Genomic DNA, 26,749 nt, shown 5'->3' on the forward strand with positions numbered 1-26,749 from the left:
AAATTATGGCTGATTCAAAGGATTACATTTTCAAAAATACGAATGGCAAACTAGACTTTATTGGTGATTTTGAAGGATTTTACCAAGCGGATGAAGACCCTTGGTGCCAAAGTGGCCAAGGTGATATGGCAAGATACTACCAAAAATCAAGACAGAGAATTCTCAATAAAATTGATAATAAAGAAGAAAAAAGCTTAATTATAGAAGTTGGCTGTGGTTTAGGACATTTTACAAACCAAATAAAAGTTCACCACCCGACATCAGAAGTCTTTGGTGTAGACTTAAGTCAAACAGCTATAATTAAAGCTCAAAAGTTATTTTCCGACCCTAACTTTTTCGTTTGCAACGCAAAAGAATTGTCTTCACAGTTTTCTAGAAAATCTGTAGATGTTGTAATTTTGAACCAGTTATTGTGGTATATAGTCGACGATATAGAAGAAGCTTTATCTTCTATTAGAGCAGTTCTTAAGCAAAATGGTTTACTTATTATCTCAAACGCCTTCGCTAGAGAACAAAAGTATGGGCTCGAAAAATTACCATATTTTGATGGAACTCAACGCTTCTTAGCAAATATGAATGAATGGCAACTAATAAGCGCAGAGTATTATGATGATAATGAAACTCATACTGACGGTCACTTCCAAATGAGACCTTTGCATGAATAAAATTAATGAGCCTCATTTTTTATTTTTTAGCTTAGGTCGCTGTGGTACTACCTTGTTCCAATCTATTGTTAACAGTCATCCTAGCCTCCATTTAAGTGATGAAGTTCACTGGTTTCCACATATGAAAAGTGCAGGACTTCAATATCACCGTTTTTTTGAGGTTGATGATATTTCAGCCCAACACTTACCAGCACCTTCATTGTGGTGGCAAGCTATAAAAGCATCCCACTCAATATTGTTTGATGATGTTAAAAGTAAAAAGTGGGGGCTTCAATTTATCGGCACAAGGAATATACCATACATAAAGGATTTAATAGCTCTCTACCCAAAAGCTAGAGTAATCTTGCTTTTGAGAGATCCCAGAGATCTTCATTTATCCCTATTGAGTACAGGTATTGGTCATTACAACTCTGGAAAAGATTTACTTAACATTACTAAAGTTGTAGAGGAAAGTGGAAATCCGTACATAACAATACAATATGAGCAGCTTTGCTCAATTCCTGAGCAAACCTTAAGAAAGTTATCAAATTTTTTAAATGTTAATTATTTCCAGAGTATGCTGTTCCCACTTTTGAAACGAATATCACATGCTCAAGATACTGCTATGAGTGAAGAGCAAGGAGTACATAAAAAAAATTCATCTGTACTCTCTAAATGGAAAACTAAAATTCCATCCATAGATCTAGCATTACAAAACTACCAATTTAATTATGTTAAAGAACTTGGCTATGAAGTATATGAAGATACCGCTTATCTGAGACTTCCCACAAGTATAGCTGAAATACACTTTATTTGTTGTGGTGCCGAAATAGAAAAAAAATCTACAACGCATACTTTAAGATTAAAATCTCTTGGTTGTATTTGCCTTATTTTTGACAAAAGTATTCAAAGCCTATCAAAAAACGAAGCAACATTAGAGTACAAAGGAAAAGAAATAAAAGGCAAAGTATTTGAAAATATAATAACTTTTGATCTAAGGGTAGAAAGTAATGACCTTAGAGTTAATAAAGTAGAACATTCAAACAACAAAGGAGCTCATAGCTTTCTAGACCTAATCCCCTTTAAAAAAGATAAAAGCTACTATTTATATAGTGCTGGTAGTGAAACTCTTCATTGTTTAAATGATTACTATCTAAATAAAATACTTCCTTTAAAAGGAGTTATTGATTTATCTCCTGCTAAGAAAAATGATTCAAGGTTTGAACTACCAATTTTATCACCGCACCTTCTCACCCCTGACAGTGATATAGTATTAATAACAACAACATACCATTACTTCTTTGCACGTAAAATGTTGGAAGAATTAGGCTTTACCTATGACAAAAACATCTTCTATATCCCATAAGTATACAATTGTAATATGTACAAGAAATAGGGTTAAGTATCTATCAAAAACAGTAGAGCAGTTACTAACATTAATTAACCAATCTAATGAATCAAAACTATTAATAGTCAATAATAACTCAACAGATAACACGGCTTCATATATAAAGTTTATTAGTGAAAAAAATGAAAAAATTGATTCTATAAATTGTACTGAGGTTGGTTTAGGCAATGCAAGAAATGCAGCTATAAGTCATTGTGACACAGAATGGATTGTCTACCTCGATGATGATGCTCTGGTAGCTGATGATTGGCTTATTCAACTTAATCGCATTGCAAGTACTTATCCGTTTGATGCTTTTGGGGGCTTATACACTCCTTGGTATGCCGAAGGAAAAAAAGCATGGTTTTATGATGAATTTGAAACCAACGTACACATGTTTCCAAAAGATGAGTCTGAAGGTATATTAAAAACTTCATATTTTTCTGGAGGTATTGCAGCTTACAAACTTTTACCTTTGAAGTCTGTTGGTGGCTTTCCTACTGACATAGGTATGAGTAATAATAAAATTAGCTATGGTGAAGAAATACATACTCAAAGAAACTTAGCTATGGCTGGATATAAACTTGGGTTTAGTAAACTATGGAAAATGATACATCTAACACCTTTGAAAAAACAGTCTTTAGTATGGTCATGGAAAAAACAGTTTGCCTTGGGAAGAGATTTTTGGGAAATATACAATAAGAAAAAGGATTATGAAAATTTAAAGAGATATTCTACTCAAAAGTTACATAAACTCTCTCCTTACGAGGATTTTAAAAAGTTTAGAAGCATTAATGCATGTGTTTATAAAATGGCAAGTATTTCATTTGTATTTGGGTTATTTTTTGGCTACATAAGGAAATAATATATTTATTAGATTTAGAAATACTCTAATCTAGTTTTTGGCTGATAACTGCGAACATCAGCCGCCATACTTTCATGGTGAAGATCAGTTACAGTAATAACACATTTAACATCTTTGGTTAAGTCAGTATTTAAAACATCATACCCTAATACATTTACTGAATTATGTGAGGATATGCGCTTATATTTATCAATAACACACACGACTTCTATCCCACTTTTTACCATCTGCTGTTCAATGTATCGGCTATAGCTATTCCAACCAACTAAAATTACTTTATTAAAATCATTCTTTTTACAAAGCCTTAGTATTCTAGTGTATCTTTTCCTAAACAAATAATGAGCTCTAAACTCAGACATAAATTCAAATGGATAAAAAACAAAAGCCAACACTTCATATTTATTAATGTAAATCAATGGTTTATTTGAAAATAATTTTTTAGGCAAAAGAATATTAAGCGCATATGCAGCCATAGCCTTAATACTAAAATAATTTTCTAGTTTTTTAATAAATGAGCAGGAGAAATCATAAGCTAGACTTGTAGACACCTTCCCTTCTTCAGAACCATCTACATGCCTTAGAGTAAGGGCTTCTTCTATAAATAAAACGTCATCACAGTTGCTTAAAGCGCGAATGGCAAAATCCCAATCTTGATGTCCTGTTAGGCTATCATCGAATCTTATAAGCTTTGCTAAATTACTTTTGATACAAATACAGCTAGATTGAATGCCTGACTTACCTTGATTACTAATGAAAGTATATTCAGCTACAGACTGATCCTTACAAATTCCTTTAACTGGCAAAGGTTCTCGAGCTTTGCCTGCTATGACATTTCGATATTGGTTATAAAAAAATTGACATTGAGGATTATTTACATGTAATGACCTTATTCTATCAAGTTTATCTATTTCCCACTCATCATCAGAATCCAAAAAGCAAATAAATTCAGCCTTAGCGTTATTAATACCTACGTTGCGCGCGTATGCACCATTAACATTGTTTGGGTAAGTTATCAGTCTAACATTTATCTCAGCATAGTTTTTTATTAAACACTGTATCTTTTTAGTATATTGCAGTTCAGAGCCATCATTTATGATTATTACCTCTTCAGGTTTATATGTTTGAGAAGCAACTGAATTTAAGGCCCTCTCAAGCTCTAACACCCTATTAAATACTGGAATTACAACAGAGAATAGCATACTTGCCTATAATTCCTTTTTTCTACCAAGTAATAAAGAGAATACACCACTATTACCTCTTTCTATTTTTCCGGTCTTGTTATCCAGCTGCATAAACTCATCGATAACTTCAAAACCACAAGATGTTAAAAGGCCACAGATTTCTTCGCTTGTGTAATGCTTTACATGGAAAGGAAACATATGCTTATCAAAAGGCATATATGTCTCATTAGGTGTTGAAACAATTAATAGCCCACCCGGCCTTAAAAGTTGAAAGTATCTATTTAATAACCATTTATCAAAAGTGATATGTTCAATTGTTTCAAAAGATACAATTACATCAAAACTTTCATTGTCTACTTCTGACCACGTTTTGACATCTTCACATAAATACTTAATTTTCTCATGCTGATAATATTCTTTTGCATAGTCAATAGCTCCAGAATCTACATCTACAGATGTTACACTGGCATCTAGCGAGTTTGCCAAAATCCAAGAGCCGTAACCAATTCCGCATGCTAAATCAAGAATATTTAGCGTTGCATTTTTTTTAAGCGAAATCTTGTTCTTCAGAAAGTCAGCTGCAAATTCATATCTATTGAGATGGTCAGGTCTAATATTATCCAATGAGGTTGATATTTGACGTTCACCTTTATTCATTGTTTTATTAGCAATAGCGTTCAAGCAGCCAGCATTTGAAGTAACTTGCACATCAGTAAAACCAACCCTCTCTAACAAAAACTTCAATCTTGCTTTAGAATAACAAGAGTGAAAGCTATTCAACAATTTGTTGTCATAATTTTCTAACATAGGATTAGTGTTATGCTGCTCTCCAAAAATCCCTTTAATGCTGCTACTTGCTGCAGAGTGTGGATTACGGATTTCAGCTTCCTTCCAAGTAGCCTCCTGCCATAAGCTAACTACATAATCAAAATCAGGGACATTTAACTCCAAAGTACCACCAATATTCAGTGCATTATGGAGATCATTTAGACACGAATCAGCTTCCATGTTAGTTAAATATTGTAAATGATTATCGCTTACTATTTTCCCACAATTTGAGATGCTTTTCGAGACATGCCATGCTAGTGTTGTGAACAATTCAGTAGATTCATTTTTTATAATTGTAACCGTACTTCTTGAAGCATATTGTATAGTGATTGAATTCATTTTTAGCTCAACGTATTCCAGTAAAATTTGTAAACCTATCTAAATACTCAGCATTGAATCGAGTATCTTTTATGTTTTTTTGCCTGCTTAGCATAGCAGCTACAACATCCTCCATCGTTGCAGCTTTATGATTTAATAAACACTCGCCCTCAGCAATTACCTTCTTTCCAAAAAGCACTGCTTCGAATAAAACCCCTGAGTTAATTCCATGTACAAAAGAGGAGTTTACGATTAATTCCTTCGTATCTAAATTAGAAAGGATTCCATGGTTAAAACGATACTTATTTTTATACATATCTTTTGGGTGAGCTTTAAAAATCAATTTTTTTTGTGGATAAAGCTTTTCTATAAAATCAATAAATTCTTGCATTCCTGATTTAAATCTAGAGTAATTTTGCAGGTTAGAGTCTGACTCGATTTGCAATGGCACAAAAACATAGCCTTCATTCTTGCCTTTATAACCCTTAAAAAAATGTTCACGCACAGTTTTCATAACTTTATAGTCATGCGTATCAACCCAACTTAAATCATCATGTAATAATTGTGAGTTAAAGTTAACGCCTCTTTTATCAAAATAGTAATTTTCATGTTGAGGAAAGTGACCGCATTCTGAATATGTAACTAATAAGCCCAAGCTGCTAATTTTAGACTTTAAACTTAAAAAATGAGGAGTTTCACCATTCCATAAAATAATAGCCTTAGCACTTTTTAACTCTTCTTCAGAAACGTACTCCATTGGATGCCTTGAAACTAAATGAATACCCTGAATATTTAACCATTGATAAAAGTTTCCCAACCACTTTGCTAAAGGAAGTTTAGAACCAACGGAAAAAAACAAAACATAATCAGATGTAATTTCTTTCAAATGATTAAAACAATGTGTTTTGTTGTTGAAAACCTGTACATCATTAGAAACATCTATAAAACTAACAAGAGTGTTAAAGTGTGCATTAAATTTATCTATTAACTGAACCTGGTAAACGTCAGATCCTAAAACTATATTTTCTGAAAGGTTGGAATCATACTGCTCAAAACCTAAAACAGGAATACCATACTGCTTATCATGATGGTGAGGTGTATTGAGGTCTAAAATTACATGTGGGCGAGGTAACGTAGTATTTTCTAATAACTTTAAAAAACTCTCAGTAAACCTTCCAGTACCTACAATCACATAACTATCTGGGAGGTCATTAATACTAATTGATGTTAAGTACATTATAGTCTCTCCTTCAGAATATTAAATGTATCTAGAGAGTTCTTTATCGCATCATCCATATTAAAATATTTGTACTGAGCTAAGCGACCTACTAACGTTAAATTTTTATACTTTTTTAATTTTTTCAAATACTTTTTATGCAAAAGCTCATTTTCGTCATTAAAAATAGGGTAATAAGGAATATTTTTACTAGGATTTTCTCTGTTATAGTCTTGTGGGTATTCTTTGACTATTGTGCTACCAACGCTCAGCTTCGTTTGCTCTTCTGGCATTATATGCTTAAATTCAGTTATTCTGGTAAACGCCTCGTCATTAGGGTAGTTGACGGTAGTAGTTGGTTGAAATTTTTCACGACTATGATGTTCAAACTTAAATTTGAGAGAGCGGTAAGGAAGCTCCCCTAAAGTAAAATCAAAAAGCTCATCTAGCATTCCAGTATAAATAACTGGGTCATTAAAGGGCTTACCATCAAATATAATAGTATCCTCACTAAATTTTAGCGTGAGAAGGTTTTTAGCATCTACACTGTTATCTACTTTAATATTTTTATGTGCTAATATATTTTCAACCAATCCAGTATAACCATTTGCAGGAACGGCTTGGTATTTATCGTGAAAGTACCTATTATCTCTTGAAATAACGACAGGCACTCTTGCTGTTACTTCTGGTGAGATTTCGTCAGGATTACAGCCCCATTGTTTACATGTGTAATTTACAAATAGCTTATTATATATAAACTCAGATAGTTTTTTTAATTCTAAGTCATCTGTCCTTAATAACTCTAAAATTGGTATCTTTGCTCCAAACTCATACCTTTCGAGCAAGCGCTTAGTAAGTTCTTTAGCATGACTTTCTGGAAAGAAGGCATCTATTGAGTTTAAGTTAAATGGAACGGGTGCTAATTTTCCATCAATAAAACCTAGAACTTGATGTTCATATGGGTGCCATTCAGTAAATTTATTTAAGTAACTCCAAACATCTTCATGGCTAGTATGAAATAAATGTGGGCCATATTGGTGAATCCTAATGCCATTTTCATCTAATTTATCGTAACAATTCCCACCAATATGAGCTCTTTTTTCAAGAACTAAAACACGATACCCTTTTTGTGAAGCGAACCTTTCAGCCATTACAGCTCCAGAAAAGCCAGCGCCAATAACTAATACATCAAACTCTCTGCCTTTCCAACTAAACATTATTATCACCCATTATTTCTGGGAATAACTTTTGCAAAACTAGCTCGGGATGCTCTCTGTTAGCAAAAGCAAAAGTATGTCTTTTATCGAAGAATACTTCTTGCAGACCTACTGGTTCTATATATTTTTGGAAACGCTCAAAATCACGAAGCTTTAAAAAATACAATGCTGTTGCAAACTGGTGATGGGCAATACCTTTATCAATTACCTCTTGAACAACTCCAAATTTACTCGCATTATTGACAGCTAAGATTTGATCATTCATGGATTGAACCCTTCTATGAGGGTTTTTCCTCGTTTGGCCACCAAAACTTTGGTTGTGGATTCGATACCGTCCATATACTTTATCTATAAAATCAACTGTACCACCTATATGTAGAACGTTCAGTATATGCCATGGGTAATCCAATATAATCTTACAATTCTCTTCAATAGCATTCATCAGGTTTTCATGCCTGCGGAAAATAATTGAACTAGCATTTGCAAAACAACCATACTTTATAAGGTGCTCCACCGTCGCACGTTGAGGCACGTATTTTGCGTTGTAAAAGCCTTTTGAATATAAACCTAGTGTTTCACCTGTATCTGAATCAAACACCTCTGCTTCATGATAAGCCAAGGCACATGAAGTGTTATCATCCATATAGTCAACTAATGCTTGTAGTTTTCCAGGTAATGCAACATCGTCACCATCTAGGTAAGCTATATATTCACCAGTTACAAGTTGAAGCAGTTCTTTTTGAGTTTTTGCTAACCCCAAATTTGAGCTATTTTTTATGACTTTTAAGTTTGTGTACTCTTTAGAATGTTTTTCTAATAATCCCCATGTCCCATCAATTGAACAGTCATCTATACAAATAACTTCAAATGAAAATGATGTAACCTGTTCAAGCACACCGAGCAAACACTCACTTATGTATTTTTCAAGATTGTACGCAGGTATAATAACACTTAATTTCAAAAAGCTACTCTCCAATTAACCTTATAAATATAAGCCTTTAAATTTAAAAACAGTTCACTTTAAAAAAGTAGCAAGGTATGACTTGAAAGATAAAAATATCTTTAGATTTACTAAGGTAAAGTCATCAACATTTTTAAAGGCATATCTAATTTTCTCTGATTTATTTCCTCATATGTTCATAGAAAGCCCAGTCACACTTCGCCAAAGGTTCAGCCTTCAAGTGCTCAATAATTTCAGTTAAATACGCTTTCCAAAGCTCATTAACTTGCGCAAAAACACCTAAGCACTCAACCTCACTTTTGTACTTATACAATACAGTAATCATCGGGCAGTGATAATAAAGTAAGCTACCTTTAAATATTTGAAAAATATGGCTATATACACTTCCTCTAAAAGAGTAAAGGTATCTCTGTTGTCTTTTAATTACTTCATTGGCTTCTGCGACTGTTGAAAAATCAGATTTTGCCATTCCAAGAAGCTCTTCCCCAACTTCTATGGCTTTATCGATAAACACATCACTCTCTTTAATATTATTTATGGGCAGTAACTTAAATTTATCCTTGATTTCATTGATGTACTTTTCTTTCTCCAAATCACCATGTAACTCCATAAGATCTTCTACATGGGTTTCATTAGCCCCTTTGATAACAGCTCCATTACCAACATTGTATATGGAAGCACCTGGTTTATACTCTATAAGATCTTCGAGTTGCTTAACTGAAGTAGCGTAAATACTGTTACTCTTAACTGTTTTGTTAAAGTTACCTGGAAGAAGGTGTTCACCTACTTTTGTTGGAAAGTATCTAAACTCAGTCTTTTTTTCGTAATTGTAGATACTGTATTTCGAATGATGCTCAGTTTCTACAACACCATTATCAACACCAAAGAGATATATATCTTTGAAGCCAAAGCACAAGGCAAAAGATAGCCCTGCATTTGCAACATTTGGATTCGAAAATGGAGCCGTCATATAGCTACCTAACCCATGTAATGCTAGCATTATATTTATAAAATCAGTTGCAGCCTCATTCCCTTTCAACGCAAGACCAGCCCATTTATACAAATCGACTGTATCAGGGTATACAGTGTTCAGTGCCAATAAGTTTATTTCTTTGAAAACGTCTAAACTAGCCATATCAAGTACAGCTTGATAGTTTCTATATGGACGTTCAACTAATATATGAAAATCAGCTTTAATACCCATACTGGTTAATGAACCAAGAGCCGTGCCACAAGCAAAAATAATTGCCTTCTTATGATTATTTTTTAAAAACTCTTCAGCTTCATCTAGTGAAGGTCCATTACCTACAATAAATACTGGCAAGTTTTTTAATGAATCAATTTTTGCTGCTTGAGCATCAAAGAATGGTGTATTTTTTTTCAATAACTGAAATGAATGCGCTAAACCAGTAATTGCGTCGTTATAGAAACCAAATCCAAATTGGAAGCGGAAATAATCTGAATAAAACTTCGCCATTAAAGCCGATAAAGTTTCGTCCTTGTAATGTTGGAAACAAAAACTACGTACAATAGAATACGCACCAATATCTTCGACAACCAAATTTATATCATTTATAAGCTCTTGTTCTGTAGAGCCTATATGCAAAAATAAACAATTTCGATTTTCATCAACTTTTTGAATAATAGAAAACCAATCTATACAATAAAGGCTAGCATAAAAGACTTCAAAATCAGGCTCTACAATGAACATATAATCAAACGTCGTATGCTCAATTAGCAACTCAATTTGATAACCTAAACCAAGACCAAATAGTAATGCTGTTGGAAATTTATTCGGTAAACTTTCCAATAATTCAGGCTCGCCTTCAACCTTCATCTCGTGCATAAGCTTTCCTAAGCTTTGCATATATCTGATATGCAACCTCAAATCTGTATTATTTGGGTTGTACTTAGTGTACTCAGTTAAAGTAAAAACTGGGTTTTTAATTGCTTCTGACACCTGCTTGCTTACTTGCTCAAGTGGATTTTCATCATACAATGGTAATTTTTTGCCTTTTGGCACAAAATTGCCATGACCAGACTTAGTCACATGAATACAAAAATCTTCTCTCGGTTGAAACTCCTGAATCGCTTTAAATACATCTGGGTAGTATTGTTCAAAGGCTGCGAGGTTTTTAGAAAATCGTTCATTCGCTTCAATAGCAAACTTTTGCTCTCTTAGCTCATGTGCTTGAGCTTCAGTTAATCTTTGCTCGAGCTGTTTAAATTCTTCGTTAAAATTTTCTGGGAGGGTCATAAGTAGTATGCCTATTTCAGTTGGTTATAGATCCCAACCTTTTTTTTATTTTTTACAAGTGTAGATAATTCTTGCTTAGTTTGCTCTTTCTTTTCAGCTGTGTCTTTACAGAGCTTTATCAAACGAGAGTTAATAGAAGTGAGCACTTCTTTTTGCTGTTCAGTGAGAGGGTCTTCCGAATCGAAAATAGACTCTAAGCTAGTGGTAAGCTGCTGAATACGAGAGCTAGATTCATTAATATCTAGCTCATTTAAGTGTTTTTCTAGTTCAGATAGAGTTAACTCAATTTGCTCTAATTTAGCTTGCATGAGCACTATTTTCAGCAAAGGTTTGATTGCGTATATCAACAGGAATTGCATCCCATGCTGATTTAATCTCTTTTAATAAACCAGAAACTTCATCAATGATGCTAGTGTCATTTTTAACGCTTGCATCAATTAGACGATCAATCATATAAGAATACAGAGCGTATAGATTTTCAGTAACCTCACCGCCTACTTCAAAATCTAAACAGCCTCTAAGCGCTTCTAAAATTGCGGAAGCTTTAGATAAATGCTCGCTTTTAGCTTCTAAGTGCTTCTTGTCGATTGCTACTTTTGCTAAGACCATCTTTTCAATTGCACCTGACATAAGCATCTGAATAATTTCGTATCTGTCTGCGCCGGCGACTCGCGTCTTTAGCGCTTCTTTTTGATAGTTTTTTACTCTGGCGTTATACATAGTTCACCTTTGGTCTTAAATAATAAATTTAAATTCGCTTATTTAGGTTTCGAAAAGCCTGGTAAGCTTGAAAGCTGGGCACTTAAATACGTTTGAGTAGATTGCATTTGCGCAAGCAAAACATCTAAGCCCGAATACTGCTTTCTTAAACGCGCTTCCAGTGATTCCATTCGAAACTCATGATTTATAACATCATCTTCTAATTCGTCTAGTTGCGAATTTAACGAATCCTCACGTTGCTTCATTATACCTTTAGAATCAACATAATTATCTAGAAGTGATTCTAATTGCTTAGCAATTCCGTTTTCACCTGCAAAAGCCTTGCCAATATCGTCATAATTTTCATCCATTGCTTCATTTAAGCTACGGACAAGACTAGACTTTTCAAGGTATCCATCCTTGTTGACTGTCAGGCCAATATCAAAAATACTTGTAAAGGGACCTGCATCAGTTAGCTTTGTAGCTAATGTGCTTGATAATTGTGAATCAAATGAGCGAATTGTCGAATCTGCATTTAACGGTTTACCAACACGTGTTTGCAAACCAATTTGGCCAATTAAGTTGTTGTAATTAGTTATAAGTTCATCAACCAATTTGGTAACACTGTTTCTATCAACTGCAACAGATAGTTTTGCGGTTTCTCCGTCAACGCTTTGGCGTTTCGCTACAATTGTCATATCTTGAACAGCGTCTTTGAAGGTGTTTGTATCATTTGTGATGGTAATACCATCCACTTTGATCATCGCACTAGAGGCTTCGTTTCCGGCTGCAATAGCCATTCCGCCTGCAGTGACCCCATCATTTGCCAGTGTCGAAACCTTATCAAGTTCGGCATTATCGTTTGTTATTACAAGGTCATTACCTGTACCACTTACCGATGAAGTGAGTACAAGTTTTGATTCTGTGCCGGTATTCACGATATTCGCGGTCACACCAAAGTTGTCTTCAGAATCATTTATTGCATCACGTAAATCTGCAAGTGTAGCGCCAGCTTCTAGAGTTAGGTCAAAGCTTTTGTCACCCGCAGCAAACGACAACGTTCCGCCTGACGCACTGACAACGTCATCAGTTGAGGTAAATAAACCATCATTAGATGTAACGCGACTACCTTGTGCAAGCTCCAGTACTTCAATTTTAAAGTCACCTGGAGTAATTTTTGATGTAGGTGTAACTGAAATAAGATCACCGTCATCACTTGCCGGTTGTTGAATATTGGCAATACGCTTATTGAAGTTATCGATATCTGCTAGTTTTTCTATGGTGTCTTGCAGTTTAGACATTGCAGATTTTACTTCTCCTAACGAAGATAGCTCAACCTGTAACGTTTCTTCTTTTTTTGCAAACGCAGCTAATTTAGGGGTATTCTCAGCATCAAGAGTCGCACTGATAATACTTTCAAGATCTAATCCAGAGCCAACCCCTGCGGATGTGATTAATGGCATAATAATACTCCCAAATTCTAATACTGCTAAGCGGTTCTATTGAACAACAAACCTTTATTGGTTAGTTTATCGGCAAATTCTTCCAAAGCTTTAGCAACTTCTCGAAACTCTTCTGTCGGGATCTCTCGGATCACTTCATCGTTTTCTTTATCCAGTACTTTTATGATGGGTGGATCACCAAGTTCATCAAATTCAAAAATTAAATTAGTTGACGTTACTGGTATGTAATCATTTAACTTTTCTAGATTTTGCTTAACTTCAGCAATCAGATCTTTTTTATCTTTTTGCTCAGCTTTGGCTGCCGTATCTATATCTACTGGCTCCCTACCAGCAAGTTCCGTGCCTTTAACTAGCTTCGAGTCATTTAATTCAGCTTTTAAATTAGCTGCCCCACTCGCTGTTGATAGGTTGTCACTAGACCTTTGTGTTGAATTAAGATCTATCATAATCGCACCTCAAAATGTTCATAGTCAAAAGTATAAGCCACTTCAGGAAAAAATGCCTAAGTCCAAAGTGGCTTATAAATCAAGTAAATTAGCCTAGTAATGAAAGCGCTACTTGAGGACGTTGATTTGCTTGACTTAAAATTGATTGGCTAGCTTGTTGTAAGATTTGCATCTTCGTTAAGTTAGCTGTCTCTTGAGCAAAGTCTGTATCTTGAATACGTGATTTCGCAGCACTTAAGTTTTCAGCAATATTTGATTGGTTACGAATTGTAGATTGGAAACGGTTTTGCACAGCACCTAGCTCTGCACGTTTCTTGTCAACAACAGCAATTAAAGAGTCCATACCTGCAAGCACTGCTTGTGCATTTGCTTGCGTAGATACACTGATACCACCCGCTGTAAATGTCGTTGCAAAATCTAGTGATGCAGCTGTAACTGAGCTATCAATTGCACTGATACCTTCAGCTAGCTCTGCTAGTGTATTACCTGTCACGCCTGCAGCAACACCCGCAATACCAGAAATAGTGAAACCACCATTTGCTTCTAGGCTATTTGTTGTTGCACCTACAGTTTGCATACTGAAGTTGATAGTTTGTACTGCATCAGCACCTACTTGGAACTTCGCATCATAGCTACCATCAAGAAGGTTTTGACCACCAAATGTAGTATCTGCAGCAACACGGTTTACTTCTGAAGAAAGTGAACGGATTTCTTCTTGTAGTGCTAAGCGGTCTTCGTCGGTATTTGTACCATTTGACGCTTGCTGTGCAAGTGTACGCATACGTTGGAACATTGACGTTACTTCGTCAAGTGCACCCTCAGCAGTTTGCGCTAGTGAAATACCATCGTTAGCATTTCGGTTACCTTGATTTAAACCATTAACTTGGCTAGTTAAACGGTTAGCAATCTGCATACCTGCAGCATCATCTTTTGCACTGTTAATGCGTAAACCTGAAGATAAACGCTGAAAAGATGTATCAAGTGAATTGCCAGATTTCATTAACTGGCGTTGTGCGTTCAATGAACTCACATTAGTGTTTACGTATAAAGCCATATTAGCCTCCGCTTTATCATTTTATAGCTAAACAGCGGGATACCCCTACCCTGCTATTTAACCGACTTAGAGTCCTAGATTTATAGTTCTCTAACTCAGTTATCGTCTGATAAAGCGAAAGCTTTAGCTTTATTTGTAAATTTTTAACTTTATTTTTTAACTTTAACCTTGTAATAAGCTTAAAGCAGCCTGAGGTCGTTGATTTGCTTGACCTAAAATTGTTTGGCTTGCTTGCTGTAGAATTTGGTTTTTAGTTAATGCAGCCGTTTCTGCTGCGAAGTCAGCATCTTTGATTCGCGATTTCGCTGCTGACAAGTTTTCTGAAATGTTAGCCTGGTTACGAATAGTTGATTGGAAACGGTTCTGCACAGCACCAAGCTCTGCACGTTTTTTATCAACAACCGCAATCAGTGAATCCATACCTGCAAGCACAGCTTGTGCATTTACTTGGGTCGAAACACTGATACCATCAGCTGTAAACACTGACTCAAATGTTAAAGAGGCCGCTGTTGTTGTACCATCAATAGCACTAATACCTGCAGCAAGTACATCGTAATCTTTACCACCAACTGCAGCAGCGATACCAGCGATACCTGAAATAGTGAAACCACCATTCGCTTCAAGGCTATTCGTTGTAGCACCCACTGACTGCATGCTGAAACCAATAACTTGCACTGCATCAGCACCCACTTGGAAGCTCGCTGAGTAACTACCATCAAGTAAGTTTTGACCACCAAAGGTTGTATCTGAAGCAATTCGATTTACTTCAGCAGATAATTGACGGATCTCTTCTTGAAGAGCTAATCGGTCTTCATCTGTATTAGAACCATTGGCAGCTTGTTGCGACAGGGTTCTGATACGTTGGAACGTTGAAGTAATTTCGTCTAACGCACCTTCAGCAGTTTGTGCCAAAGAAATACCGTCATTTGCATTTCGGTTACCTTGGTTAAGGCCTAGGATTTGTGATTGCAAACGGTCAGAAATCTGTAGACCAGCAGCATCATCGGCAGCACTATTAATACGAAGACCCGATGACAGACGCTTAAATGAAGTGTCTAAATCTGTACCAGACCGATCTAACTGTCTTTGTGCATTTAATGCGCTAACATTAGTATTTACATATAAAGCCATAATAAACTCTCTTCTTATCTGTCAAAGTTAAGTCACTTTAAAAGTGTTTTGACAAAGTGGCTTACTAGGCGGCAATTCTAAGTTGCCTAAGGCAAAAAGCTGCCACTTTGCGTGTTAGTTAGTTAACTTGAATTAAATAGAGCAATAAATAGGCCAACTATTGATAAAATAGTAACAGAATGAAAAAAGGCTCCTAAAAGGAGCCTTGAAAGAGATAAGTTGAGAGTGGGTTAAATCAACACAAACTATGGCACAGTCTGTGCTTAGTATTTTATGTTCTTACAAATGTTAGAACACTACTGTCAGGATTTTGAGCGCCTCCGCTTTATAATCCGATCTTAGCGCCTTTGTTAATACCCCATTAGACAAAGGCGCTTTTCTTTTGAGTCAAAGTTTTGACTTCACTTCAACTCAAGTTCCCAACTATTAACCTAGTAAGCTTAATGCCGCTTGAGGACGTTGGTTTGCTTGGCTTAAGATTGTTTGGCTAGCTTGTTGTAAGATTTGCATCTTAGTTAAGTTAGCTGTTTCTTGAGCGAAGTCAGTATCTTTGATACGTGATTTAGCAGCACTTAGGTTTTCAGCAATATTCGATTGGTTACGAATTGTTGATTGGAAGCGGTTTTGTACCGCACCTAGTTCTGCACGTTTCTTATCTACTACTGCGATAAGTGAATCCATACCTGCTAGTACAGCCTGTGCATTTGCTTGAGTAGATACACTGATACCACCCGCTGTAAATGTCGTTGCGAAATCTAGTGATGCCGCTGTAACAGAGCTATCAATTGCACTGATACCTTCAGCAAGTTCAGCTAGTGTATTACCAGTTACACCTGCAGCAACACCCGCGATACCAGAGATAGTGAAACCGCCATTTGCTTCAAGGCTATTCGTTGTAGCGCCTACCGTTTGCATACTGAAGTTAATTGTTTGTACTGCATCAGCACCTACTTGGAACTTCGCGTCGTATGTACCATCTAGTAGGTTTTGACCACCGAAAGTTGTATCACCTGCAACACGGTTAACTTCTGCAGAAAGAGAACGCATCTCTTCTTGGATTGCTAAACGGTCTTCATCAGTGTTTGAACCGTTTGCTGCTTGTTGTGCAAGTGTACGCATACGTTGGAACATTGATGTTACTTCGTCTAATGCACCTTCAGCTGTTTGTGCTAAAGAGATACCATCATTCGCGTTACGGTTACCTTGGTTTAGGCCGTTAATTTGTGATGTTAAACGGTCTGAAATTTGTAGACCTGCCGCATCATCTTTCGCACTATTGATACGAAGACCTGATGATAAACGTTGGAATGAAGTGTCTAGTGCATTACCAGAATTCATTAATTGTCTTTGTGCGTTTAATGAACTAACATTTGTATTTACATAAAGTGCCATGATATTTCTCCCGAAGTAAACTTATCATTTACTCTCAAACTTACTCTAATTAAGCGGTAACTGTTATTTGCTACGCTGCTTGGTTAATTAAGTTATCGGTCCGGTCAAAAAATCCTTTAGCGAATTTTTAAACAATTTTTCATTTTTTATTTAAATCACTGTATTTAAATGAAAATTAATTTTAAAAATCTTTATCAATCATTTTAGAGTAGCTAAAAAATAGTTTTAGAAATGTATTGTAGACGTTTAAAACTTTATAAATATTTCGCTCAAAAGGCTCTTTGGTAGGTAATTTAAAGCAGGTTTTAAAGGTTAAGCCCAAAAAATGAGCTTAACCTAGATTAATTATAGATAATCAAACAAAGAAAGATTGGCTAAACGACCGAATGTGGCCTGCGATGCCTGCAGTGCAGTCTCTTGTTTAGTAAGCTCTGTAATTGCTTCAGCCATATCAAGCTCAACTAACTCGGCTTTTGCAGCTTTGTTGTTAATATCAAGATCGCTATTAGACTCTTCAATTTTCTTTGCTGTGTTTAAACGGCCACCTAAACCGGCTTGAACCAGAGATACTTGGTTTTTAGCATTATTTAGCTGTACAACAGCATCGGCAAGCACCTGATCAAACTCTTCTTGCGTTAAGTTCGGCGCTGTAAGGCCAGCAATTAAATCATCTAAGGTATTAAGGGCATTCTCTTTTTGTGGTGCTTCTAGGTCTACATCAACTTGCCCGTTAGCAACAGGGTCAATAGTGACTTGCATTCCTTTAAAATTAATTTTGCCTTCATCAAAGCTACCGCTGCCAATTGTTACACCCGCTTGCTGTACCACGTAAGTATTTGGTGTACCTGTGGTGGTAATAAAGCTTAATGTATTTGCATTCGCTGCTGCAGCCGGATCAGCATTGTAGTTAGATTTATGGAAGCTATCAAAATCGCCCTGCTCTGTGACATAAATTTTAGAACTTGTGATACCACCTGACACAGTACCGTTATTTGACGCTACATTTAAACGGGCATTTACTTTTTCGAACGTATCAAAACCATTATCACTCGACTTTATTTCTACACCTTCGGCCACTTTAATTTTGTGCTGACCTTGGTCACCACCGTATTCGTAACGACCTGATGCACTGTCATAGCTATAAGTAGGCGTGTTATCTTGGTAACCAGAAAAGATATATTTTCCGTCTTCCGTTTTTGCATTCATTAAATCAAGCACCGTACTTTGCAATGCTTTAACTTCTTCAGCAATACCTTCACGGTCGATATCACTATAAGCACCATTACCTGCTTGAATAGATAATGTATAAGCAGATTCAAGTGCGCCTTTGATGTTTTGCAGCACACTTTCTTCCGTCGTTAAACGACTATTCAGCATAGTGATATTTTTTGTGAACTGTTCATTACCTTGAATGCGGTCGCTATAAAGTAACGCACGTGCAGTTGCTGAAGGATCATCCGCAGCAGTTAATACGCGCTTTTGGGTATTAACCTGCTCTTGTGCTTTATTAACATTTTGCTGTGAGTTAAGAATAGAATTAAGGTTATTCTTATACATCATGTTATTTGAAATACGCATAATTACCTCGCCGCACTTAATAAGGTGTCAAAAATAGTACGTGCTGTTGCAAGTACCTGCGCTGATGCCGCATAAGACTGCTGAAAACGAAGCAGGTTTGCCGCTTCTTCATCAAGGTTTACACCAGATAATGACTCGTACCAAGCTTCAGATTGATCAGCCAATGCGGTAAAGGCCGCACCATTGGTTTGCGCTTGACTCGTAACAACACCAATATCAGTGACAATGCCAGAGTATGCTTGGTTGAATGTTTTATGATTATCAGCGGTGCTGCTTGCTTCAACATTTTGACGCACTAAGTCGCCAGTTTGTAAGCCTGCCAGTAATAAACCATTACGATTATCATCAAAACCACCTGTGTTAAATTCAAGCGTAAAGGTATCGCCGGTAGCAGGTGTGCCTTCTATATTAAAGTCAAAACCGTAGCTATCATATGGCGCCCCTGCTTGCGCAAGAATATTCTCTGCCGGAGGTGTGATTGTAAAGGTGCTAGTACCGTTACCGTCTGTGATTTGATACTCGTTAGCATTCGCTGTTTTTACTAATGTTATATCGCTATTAGCCAAACTAGGTGGAGGCCCCACTGTTATACCCGTCGAGTTTGCTATGTCAGTAACCGTACCCGGCGAAATATTAGCGTCACCGGTATTGTTTATATCATTTTGAGTACGTATGGGCGAAGCAAGCGCTAAGTCTTCAGGACGCTCAGTTGCAAGCTCTAACGTTGTTGCTGCTTGTGAGTTAAGCTTCACCATAAATTGGTCACCGGCATTTGCTGTGCCTGATACATTAAGCTGTAAACCAAACGCTTCACCGCCTGTGATGGTTGATGAATCAATCACCCCTGCCGTCACATTCGCTGTTGACGCTGTGCCAATTGGCTCACCTTTATTATCAATAGCTTGAATTTCGACAGTGGTAGCACTGGTATAGGTGACAATAAAATCACTTGCTGGCAATTCGCTGCCTTTACCTGGTTCAACCGTTGCCGTCATGGTTGATGAACCGGTATTGGCTTGGTAGCTAAATGCATCAACGGTTGGAATAGCGAATATATCACCACCAATTTCACCATTGGCGTCCATACCTAGGCGGTTTTGCTGATTAAATGCATCTGCCAGCGCTAACCCCATTTGACCAAGTTGATTCTGGGCAGGGACTAAAATGTCATCACGAAAAGCAAGCAGCCCACCAATTTTGCCTTTTAATTTACTTACATCAACTTCAAGCGGCACAGCTTTGCCACCATTGACATCGAGCTTTAACTCTTTAAAGTTTGGATCGGGGTCGCCACTAAATGAAAACAGGTTAAATGTACCGCTTTGCATAACAAGTGCTTGACCTGAGCCTAAATACACTTGTTTTTCGCCGTTATTACCATCAAGTGTTTCAATATCTATCAACTCAGATAAATCACGAATTGCTTTATCACGCTCATTGTATAAACCACTAGAGACTGACTCACGATCAGTACCATGTACCGCCGCAATTTTAGTATTCAAATCACTAATATTTTGGATAAGGTTATTCGCCTCATCTGAGAAGATTTCTAATTGTTCATTCACAACCGCTTTTTGATCAACCACGATGCTCGATAACCTATCCATCTGATCAATCAAGTTCTGTGCATCAGTCATTACTAGTGAACGAGCGACTCTTGATGAAGGCTGATTTAAGCTTTCTTGTACGTTGTTAAAAAACGAGTTGATACTGGTCGATAAACTATTTGATTCTTCTGAAAACAGGCTATCTACTCGGCTTGCTTCAGTTACAAACTGATCAAAAAATGCCTTATTTGAGGTATCACGATTTAATTGCTTTTGGGCAAACTCATTTAACAAGCGATACGTTTCGCCACGACCCACTTGGTTGTCGATCATGGTTGTGAACTCAGTGCGTTCACGCACATAGCCTTCAGTATTCACATTCGCTATGTTTTTACTGGTGGTTTGTAAAAGCTCAGAATTCGCTCTTACACCGGCATTAGCAATGTCATATAAGCTAAATGACATGAGGGTTTACTCCTTAACGTACCAATGAAGCAGCGACACTTTGAAGCTCAACACGCTTCAGCACCTGCTTTATTTTATCGGCATAATTTGGATCAGTTGCATAACCTGCTTTTTGTAACGAATCTAAAAAGGCAGCAGGTTCTGCAGTGTTTTTTAGTGCTTCTTCGTAACGTGGGTTTTCATTTAAGAAGTCAACGAAGTCATTCACACTGTCTTTAATTGATTGATATGCGCGGAAACTTGCTTGTTTTTTAACAGGCACGCCTTGTTCAAACTCAAGGGTAAGCTTACTTGCTTTATCACCTTGCCAACGCTGATCTGATTTAATATTGAATAAGTTGTTACTGCTTGTACCATCCGCTTTGCTGATGATGTGTTTACCCCAACCCGTTTCAAGTGCGGCTTGAGCAACCATAACCGCCGGATTCAGGCCAATCTTTTGTGCAGCATTTTTGGCATGTTCCCAGATAGAACTAATAAACGATTCAGCATCGTCAAAACGATTATTAGCCTGCTCATTTAGCTCAGTATCTGTAACCGATTTAGTTTGAGCATTAGCATCATCTTGCCCTCTTGCTCGTTTATCACTATCAAACTCAGTCGTCGTTCTTAATACTGAGCCTGGGGTAAACTGTTTACCGTCTGGTGATAACTGCTGAACGATTAAATCAGCTAAGCCTAGCGAGCCATTCGACGACAACTCGACTGAAAGCTGTTGGTCATGCATTTCTTCAAAGAACTTCACGCCACTTGAATTAAATGGGCTATCTTTATCTTCGAATGCCTCATTGGCTTTACGCATACTTTTAAGCAGCATTTGCGTAAAGATAGATTCGAATTGTGCCGCCGCTTTTTTCAGCGCCTCTTTTGACGCATCGCTAGAGGCATCACTTTTCAGGGCACTTTGACGTAGTGAGTCTAAGTTACCTAAATCAAAAAAGTTTTGCTTGTCGAGATGATTAGTATCCATCAGCTTTTTGACACAATAGTTAATAATGCAAATTAAAATGCAAAAATTGCGCCAATAAAAATCTTTAGAAATGAATAGCTAATAAGTGATATTGGTTTTGACTAACTTTAAAACAATAGTTTTAGCTAATGCTTGAAGAGTGAAAGATATAAAAAGTGCTAAAAGATATGAAAACAAAAAACGCGCCCTAGAGCGCGTTTTAATTTAAATGATAACCAGTTGCCCGTTTATCGCCCCCGCTTCTTTTAAAGCTTCAAGTATTGCCATTAAGTCACCCGGTGCAGCCCCAACCTCATTGATTGCGCGCACGAGATCATCAAGATTAACACCTGGATTAAATACAAAAGCACGTGAATCATCTTCGTTCACATCAATAATACTTTGATTGGTAACCGTGGTTTCACCATCACTTAAAGCATTTGGCTGTGACACATTTTGCTGCTCAGCAATGGTGACCGTTAAACCACCATGTGTAATCGCCGCAGGCTGTAGCTTCACGTTTTTGCCAATCACTATTGTGCCTGTGCGAGAGTTCACAATAATTTTTGCTGCTGTGTCTGCTGGCTTAAACTCTAAGTTTTCAAGTGTCGACAAATAAGCAACACGTTGAGAAGCATCACGCGGTGCTAACACTCGTACTGAAGCTGCATCGATTGCCTGAGCGCTGTCAGGACCCACTAAATCATTAATAGTTTGCTCTAAGCGTTTAGCCGTTGTGAAATCAGGACGATTTAAATTAAAGGTAATGTAGTCACCTTGCATAAACGGGCTCTTAATAGCACGCTCTACAATGGCACCGTTTGGAATACGGCCCACTGTGGGTGTGTTAATAATAACTCGGCTACCATCAGCACCTTCAGCACCTAGACCGCCCACAACTAAGCTGCCTTGTGCAATCGCATAAGTATTGCCATCAACCCCTTTTAAGAAGGTTTGTAATAAAGTACCGCCACGTAAACTGCCCGCACTACCTATAGACGAAACCGTAATATCAATAGTTTGCCCAGGCTTTCTAAACGCTGGAAGCTCGGCGTGCACAGCCACCGCTGCGACATTCTTTATTTTGGGTTTTAAGCTATCAGGTAAAGTGATACCAAAGCCATTTAGCATGGCTTTAAAACTTTGTTGTGTGAACCGGCTTTGCTCACCTGTGCCTGGCAAACCAACAACAAGGCCATAGCCTACCAACTGGTTAGAGCGTACACCCTCAACCATAGACACATCTTTAACTCGCTCAGCTTGAGCAGAAAACTGCAGGCTGATTAAGCAAAGAGCAATAATGTATTTAAACCCATTCATGACTTTGTTCCTCTAAAATGGGAAAAGCGAACTGCTAAAGAATCGAGAAAGCCAGCCAGCACTTTGTGTTTCTTGCATTTGCCCTTTACCAGAATATTGTATACGTGCATTCGCTATACGGTTTGACGTGACTGTATTACTTGCTGAGACATCTTCTGGACGAACTAACCCTTCCAAACGAATAAACTCTTCACCGGTATTTAGCGTGAGCCATTTTTCACCACGGATCACTAAGTTTCCATTAGGTAAAACGCGCATCACATTGACAGAGATATCACCAAATAGACTATTCGATTGATTCGACTTTGAGTCACCTTTAAATGATGACCCTGAACCAATGCCAAATTGAATGCTGTCACCACCAATGTTAACCGGATTTCCACCTAACCCAATTACAGGGTCTAAGTTAGCATCTGTTTCTTTATCGGTTTCAGTTTTTGCTGCTTTAGTTGCTTGCGTTGACTCTTGCAATTTAACAGTGATGATATCGCCAGCACGCAGTGCCTTTTTATCAGAGTACAAATCGTTTGATGTATAGCTATCAAACAAAGACCCTGTTGGCACCATTTGTTCTGTTGTAGGCTCTGGGTACATAGGCGCATAGTAAGGGTCATCCTGAACCACATGATGATTTTGCGTTGTTATACAACCACCCAGCATAAAAGCTGCTGATGTGACTAAGATAAGATTACGCATGCTGCCTCCTACGACTTATAACTGTTGATTGATGTAACTAAGCATTTCATCCACTGCTGAAATCACTTTTGAATTCATTTCATAAATTCGTTGCGTTTCAATCAGATTAACCAGCTCTTCTGTTACATTTACATTTGACGTTTCAAGCGAACCTTGTACCACAGTACCTAAACCATCAATCCCCGGATTACCTTGCACTGGTGCGCCACTTACAGCTGTTTCTGTGTATAAGTTTTGCCCCATTGGCTCAAGACCCGATGGATTGATGAAGTCTGTTATAGTGAGCTGACCAATTACCACATTTTCTGCCTGACCTGCTACACGAACAGATACTTCGCCATCTTGTGACACCGTAATTGATTGCGCATCATTTGGCACATTCATTTCAGGTTGCAACGGGAAACCCGCACCTGAAGTTACGATACGACCGTCTTCATCTGTCGTAAATTGACCATTACGTGAGTAAGCAATATTGCCGTCAGGTAACTGTACTTCAAAAAAACCTGGGCCTGAAATCATCCAGTCCAGTGAGTTTTCGGTCGTTAACATATTACCTTGCGAAAAGTTCTTTTGGTTTGCTACAACCTTAGCACCGGCACCAAGCATTAAACCTGATGGCATTTCAGTATCTTGAGACGAACGACCACCTGGTTGATTAATGTTTTGATATAGTAAATCTTCAAATACGGCGCGGCTTTTTTTGTAACCGACCGTGCTGGCATTCGCGAGATTATTTGAGATCACCGAAATATCGGTTTGCTGGGCGTCAAGCCCGGTTTTACTGATCCACAATGCTGGATTCATAACTCTACCCTCTCAGTCATCTTAAACAATGCGTAACAGCTGATCTTGACGCTCATCAAGCTCTTCGGCTGTTTTCATCAATTTAACTTGTAATTCAAATTGGCGTTGGTTGCTGATCATGTCGACCATTTCATGGACTGGATTAACGTTCGACATTTCAAGCGTACCTGACAGTACTTTTACATTGGGTGAAATATCACAGAACCCACAAAGATCATTGACCAACATATCTTCTTTTGGTCTAAATAAACCGTCATTACCTTTTTCAAGCTGAGTGTTATCAGCTTCGATCACTTTTAAGCGGTCAACTACTTCTAAAAAGTTGGCAGGTGCACCTTGCGGGCGCACTTGGATCGCGCCATCTTCGCTAAACTCAACCTTCTCAATTGGCAAAGGCAAGATAATAGGCCCGCCCTCGCCAATAACTTGACGGCCATGGCTGGTGATCAATGCGCCGTCAGGTGTGATGTTTAGTGTGCCTGTTTTGGTATAAGCTTCGTTACCTGATGCATCTTGCACACTGAGCCAACCACGGTCGCTCATGGCAATATCAAGCTCTCGGCCTGTCTCAACGAATCCACCCGATTCCATATTTGAACCAGGACGCTCTTGCATCGCAAACACACGTGATGGCAAGCCTTCACCAAAAGCCTGCATGGAACGCGCTTGTGCAAAATCAGCTTTAAAGCCAGTGGTGTTAGCATTAGCAAGGTTGTTAGCCTTTAACTCAAGACCACGCAAGCTTTGCTTGGCACCAGACATGGCAATGTAGACCATTTTGTCCATAACATTGACTCACTAAAAATACGATAACTAAAGAAATGCAATAAAAGTGCCAAAGTAAAATTGACGCATAAACAGGATGGTAAAAATGAAAAAAGGCTGCCAATTGAGGGAGCAGCCTTCGTGTCGGATTAAGCTCAGAGCCGTTAAGATTAACGGATCTGTAGGATGTTTTGTTGTAGTGTTGAGTTAACTTCTAATGCACGTGAATTTGCTTGGAAGTTACGTTGTGCACTGATCAAATCAACAAGTTCACTTGTCAAGTTAACGTTTGACTGCTCAAGAGCTGATGAGTTAATTGAACCTAATGTACCTGAACCTGGTTCACCGGCAATTGGCTCACCAGAGGTTAAGCTTTTCTTCCATGCCGTGTTACCCACTTGCTGTAAACCTTGTGAATTAGAAAAGCGCACCATTGCCACTTGGCCTAAGAATGAAGTATCACCATTACTGTAAGAAGCAACGATTTTACCATCTGTACCAATATCAATACCTGATAGACGACCTACAGTCGCACCATCTTGCTCTAGCGCTTTCACTTCAAAGTTACTTGCATATTGAGTCGGTATTTTATTCGTTGTACCAGCTTCATCGCGCCAATTGATGTTTACATCATCAGGGAAACTCGCACCGTTAGATAATAAACCAGATATACCGCCTGAAGGTATTGTTAATGGATTAAACGTAGCATCAGTATTTGGAGTCCCATCAGTGCTTTGAGGTAAACCACTTGAGTCAAACTGAAAAGTTGAAATAGGTGTATATGGCGACGCAGTTTGCTCAGTACCATTAGCAGCAAACGGCTTTTCATCAAGTGTTGCAAACACTTGCCATTCATTGTCATTACCAGTCGCTGCTGCGTCAGTTTTAACAAAGAAGAACTGTAAAATGTGTGGCTCACCTAAAGAATCATACACCGTTGTTGATGTTGAACTGTTATACGACGCACTTGTCTCAGGGTCAAATGGTGTAACTGCTGGCGTTAATGCACGCGAATCTAAGTTAAACGACGAATAAACATTGGTCGTAGCGCGTGGAGAACCTGATGCATCAGGAATTTGTAGCGCAGAAGATGTGCTTAAACTAACAGAAGTTGTATCACCCGTTGCTTCATCAACAGGGAAACCTTGTAAGTAGTTTCCGCTAGCATCCACAATAAAGTTGTCTTTATTCAGTTTGAACGCACCAGCACGAGTATATGTAAAATCTTGTGCACCTAGGTCATTTGCCATGGCAAAGTAGCCTTCACCAGTAATTGCTAAATCCAGTGAGTTATTAGTGAAAGATAATGAACCTTGGTGGAATTGTTGTGCCACCATTGTAGTTCTTACGCCGTCACCATTTTTAGTTTTACCTGAGCTAAATACTGATGATGCGTACACATCAGCAAACTCAGCACGAGACTCTTTAAAGCCTGTGGTGTTAACGTTAGCAATATTGTTTGCTGTTACATCTAAGTCTTTTTGCGCGGCAGCAAGGCCGGTTAATGCAATATTGAAGCTCATAAGTCACCTCTAAAGTGTCAATCTGTAGCACTAGGCTAACTAG

At 37.8% G+C, this 26,749-nt stretch carries 24 protein-coding genes; 3 read left to right on the plus strand and 21 right to left on the minus strand.

The window, feature by feature from the left end:
• Positions 1 to 5 precede the first annotated feature (5 nt).
• Genes NH454_RS01625 through NH454_RS01635 form a run of 3 tightly spaced genes read left to right on the plus strand, consistent with a single transcriptional unit; the run spans position 6 to position 2,896 of the window.
• Positions 6 to 665 carry a class I SAM-dependent methyltransferase gene (locus NH454_RS01625; RefSeq protein ID WP_253038096.1) on the plus strand — a complete coding sequence of 220 codons (660 nt, stop codon included), beginning with the start codon at positions 6 to 8 and terminating at the stop codon, positions 663 to 665.
• Entirely contained in the window at positions 658 to 2,010 is a 1,353-nt protein-coding gene (locus tag NH454_RS01630) for a sulfotransferase (RefSeq protein WP_253038097.1), read from the plus strand. The genes NH454_RS01625 and NH454_RS01630 overlap by 8 nt, the downstream gene beginning before the upstream one ends.
• The gene (locus tag NH454_RS01635; protein ID WP_253038098.1) at positions 1,982 to 2,896 is read left to right on the plus strand and encodes a glycosyltransferase family 2 protein; all 915 of its coding nucleotides are present in this window, start codon (positions 1,982 to 1,984) and stop codon (positions 2,894 to 2,896) included. Before NH454_RS01630 ends, NH454_RS01635 begins: the two co-directional genes overlap by 29 nt.
• A 14-nt stretch (positions 2,897 to 2,910) precedes the next feature.
• On the opposite strand, the gene NH454_RS01640 is transcribed toward NH454_RS01635, so the two are convergent.
• The 21 genes from NH454_RS01640 to flgE form a co-directional block, all read right to left on the minus strand.
• The gene (locus NH454_RS01640; protein ID WP_253038100.1) at positions 2,911 to 4,095 is read right to left on the minus strand and encodes a glycosyltransferase family 2 protein; all 1,185 of its coding nucleotides are present in this window, start codon (positions 4,093 to 4,095) and stop codon (positions 2,911 to 2,913) included.
• A gap of 6 nt (positions 4,096 to 4,101) precedes the next feature.
• Positions 4,102 to 5,244: a methyltransferase domain-containing protein gene (locus NH454_RS01645; RefSeq protein ID WP_253038102.1), complete on the minus strand. Its 1,143-nt coding sequence runs from the start codon at positions 5,242 to 5,244 to the stop codon at positions 4,102 to 4,104.
• A 7-nt stretch (positions 5,245 to 5,251) separates the two neighbouring features.
• On the minus strand, positions 5,252 to 6,460 hold the full coding sequence (locus tag NH454_RS01650) for a hypothetical protein (RefSeq protein WP_253038104.1): 1,209 nt from the start codon (positions 6,458 to 6,460) through the stop codon (positions 5,252 to 5,254).
• Positions 6,460 to 7,656, minus strand: coding sequence for a UDP-galactopyranose mutase (gene glf, locus NH454_RS01655; RefSeq protein WP_253038105.1), 1,197 nt, complete (start codon positions 7,654 to 7,656; stop codon positions 6,460 to 6,462). Before glf ends, NH454_RS01650 begins: the two co-directional genes overlap by 1 nt.
• On the minus strand, positions 7,649 to 8,617 hold the full coding sequence (locus NH454_RS01660; protein ID WP_253038106.1) for a glycosyltransferase: 969 nt from the start codon (positions 8,615 to 8,617) through the stop codon (positions 7,649 to 7,651). The genes glf and NH454_RS01660 overlap by 8 nt, the downstream gene beginning before the upstream one ends.
• Before the next feature lie 160 nt (positions 8,618 to 8,777).
• Positions 8,778 to 10,874 (minus strand): 6-hydroxymethylpterin diphosphokinase MptE-like protein, encoded by a 2,097-nt coding sequence (locus NH454_RS01665; RefSeq protein ID WP_253038107.1) that lies wholly within the window; start codon positions 10,872 to 10,874, stop codon positions 8,778 to 8,780.
• An 11-nt stretch (positions 10,875 to 10,885) separates the two neighbouring features.
• Complete coding sequence (locus tag NH454_RS01670; RefSeq protein WP_253038108.1) at positions 10,886 to 11,182, minus strand: hypothetical protein; 297 nt, start codon at positions 11,180 to 11,182, stop codon at positions 10,886 to 10,888.
• Positions 11,172 to 11,594 (minus strand): flagellar export chaperone FliS, encoded by a 423-nt coding sequence (gene fliS, locus NH454_RS01675; RefSeq protein ID WP_135923834.1) that lies wholly within the window; start codon positions 11,592 to 11,594, stop codon positions 11,172 to 11,174. Before fliS ends, NH454_RS01670 begins: the two co-directional genes overlap by 11 nt.
• A 38-nt stretch (positions 11,595 to 11,632) precedes the next feature.
• Entirely contained in the window at positions 11,633 to 13,036 is a 1,404-nt protein-coding gene (gene fliD / locus NH454_RS01680; RefSeq protein ID WP_135923833.1) for a flagellar filament capping protein FliD, read from the minus strand.
• 26 nt (positions 13,037 to 13,062) lie between these two features.
• Positions 13,063 to 13,482 carry a flagellar protein FlaG gene (locus NH454_RS01685; protein WP_135923832.1) on the minus strand — a complete coding sequence of 140 codons (420 nt, stop codon included), beginning with the start codon at positions 13,480 to 13,482 and terminating at the stop codon, positions 13,063 to 13,065.
• A gap of 88 nt (positions 13,483 to 13,570) precedes the next feature.
• Positions 13,571 to 14,536 (minus strand): flagellin, encoded by a 966-nt coding sequence (locus tag NH454_RS01690; RefSeq protein WP_135923831.1) that lies wholly within the window; start codon positions 14,534 to 14,536, stop codon positions 13,571 to 13,573.
• 162 nt (positions 14,537 to 14,698) lie between these two features.
• Complete coding sequence (locus tag NH454_RS01695; protein WP_135923830.1) at positions 14,699 to 15,667, minus strand: flagellin; 969 nt, start codon at positions 15,665 to 15,667, stop codon at positions 14,699 to 14,701.
• Between the two features lie 426 nt (positions 15,668 to 16,093).
• The gene (locus tag NH454_RS01700) at positions 16,094 to 17,059 is read right to left on the minus strand and encodes a flagellin (protein WP_135923829.1); all 966 of its coding nucleotides are present in this window, start codon (positions 17,057 to 17,059) and stop codon (positions 16,094 to 16,096) included.
• Between the two features lie 345 nt (positions 17,060 to 17,404).
• Entirely contained in the window at positions 17,405 to 18,637 is a 1,233-nt protein-coding gene (flgL, locus tag NH454_RS01705; RefSeq protein ID WP_135923828.1) for a flagellar hook-associated protein FlgL, read from the minus strand.
• Between the two features lie 2 nt (positions 18,638 to 18,639).
• Positions 18,640 to 20,649, minus strand: coding sequence for a flagellar hook-associated protein FlgK (gene flgK, locus NH454_RS01710; RefSeq protein WP_135923827.1), 2,010 nt, complete (start codon positions 20,647 to 20,649; stop codon positions 18,640 to 18,642).
• A gap of 13 nt (positions 20,650 to 20,662) precedes the next feature.
• On the minus strand, positions 20,663 to 21,619 hold the full coding sequence (gene flgJ / locus NH454_RS01715; protein ID WP_135923826.1) for a flagellar assembly peptidoglycan hydrolase FlgJ: 957 nt from the start codon (positions 21,617 to 21,619) through the stop codon (positions 20,663 to 20,665).
• 204 nt (positions 21,620 to 21,823) lie between these two features.
• Positions 21,824 to 22,918 carry a flagellar basal body P-ring protein FlgI gene (locus tag NH454_RS01720; RefSeq protein WP_054553304.1) on the minus strand — a complete coding sequence of 365 codons (1,095 nt, stop codon included), beginning with the start codon at positions 22,916 to 22,918 and terminating at the stop codon, positions 21,824 to 21,826.
• Positions 22,919 to 22,930: 12 nt separating this feature from the next.
• Positions 22,931 to 23,614, minus strand: coding sequence for a flagellar basal body L-ring protein FlgH (flgH, locus tag NH454_RS01725; RefSeq protein ID WP_135923824.1), 684 nt, complete (start codon positions 23,612 to 23,614; stop codon positions 22,931 to 22,933).
• A 15-nt stretch (positions 23,615 to 23,629) separates the two neighbouring features.
• Positions 23,630 to 24,418, minus strand: a complete 789-nt coding sequence (flgG, locus tag NH454_RS01730; RefSeq protein ID WP_135923823.1) for a flagellar basal-body rod protein FlgG — start codon at positions 24,416 to 24,418, stop codon at positions 23,630 to 23,632.
• A gap of 21 nt (positions 24,419 to 24,439) precedes the next feature.
• On the minus strand, positions 24,440 to 25,204 hold the full coding sequence (locus NH454_RS01735; protein ID WP_054553307.1) for a flagellar basal body rod protein FlgF: 765 nt from the start codon (positions 25,202 to 25,204) through the stop codon (positions 24,440 to 24,442).
• Between the two features lie 149 nt (positions 25,205 to 25,353).
• A complete protein-coding gene (flgE, locus tag NH454_RS01740; RefSeq protein ID WP_253038109.1) occupies positions 25,354 to 26,706 on the minus strand; it encodes a flagellar hook protein FlgE in 1,353 nt (450 codons plus the stop codon).
• Positions 26,707 to 26,749: the final 43 nt, after the last annotated feature.

It is taken from the genome of Pseudoalteromonas sp. Ps84H-4 (assembly GCF_024124645.1).
Lineage (GTDB): Bacteria > Pseudomonadota > Gammaproteobacteria > Enterobacterales > Alteromonadaceae > Pseudoalteromonas > Pseudoalteromonas lipolytica_C.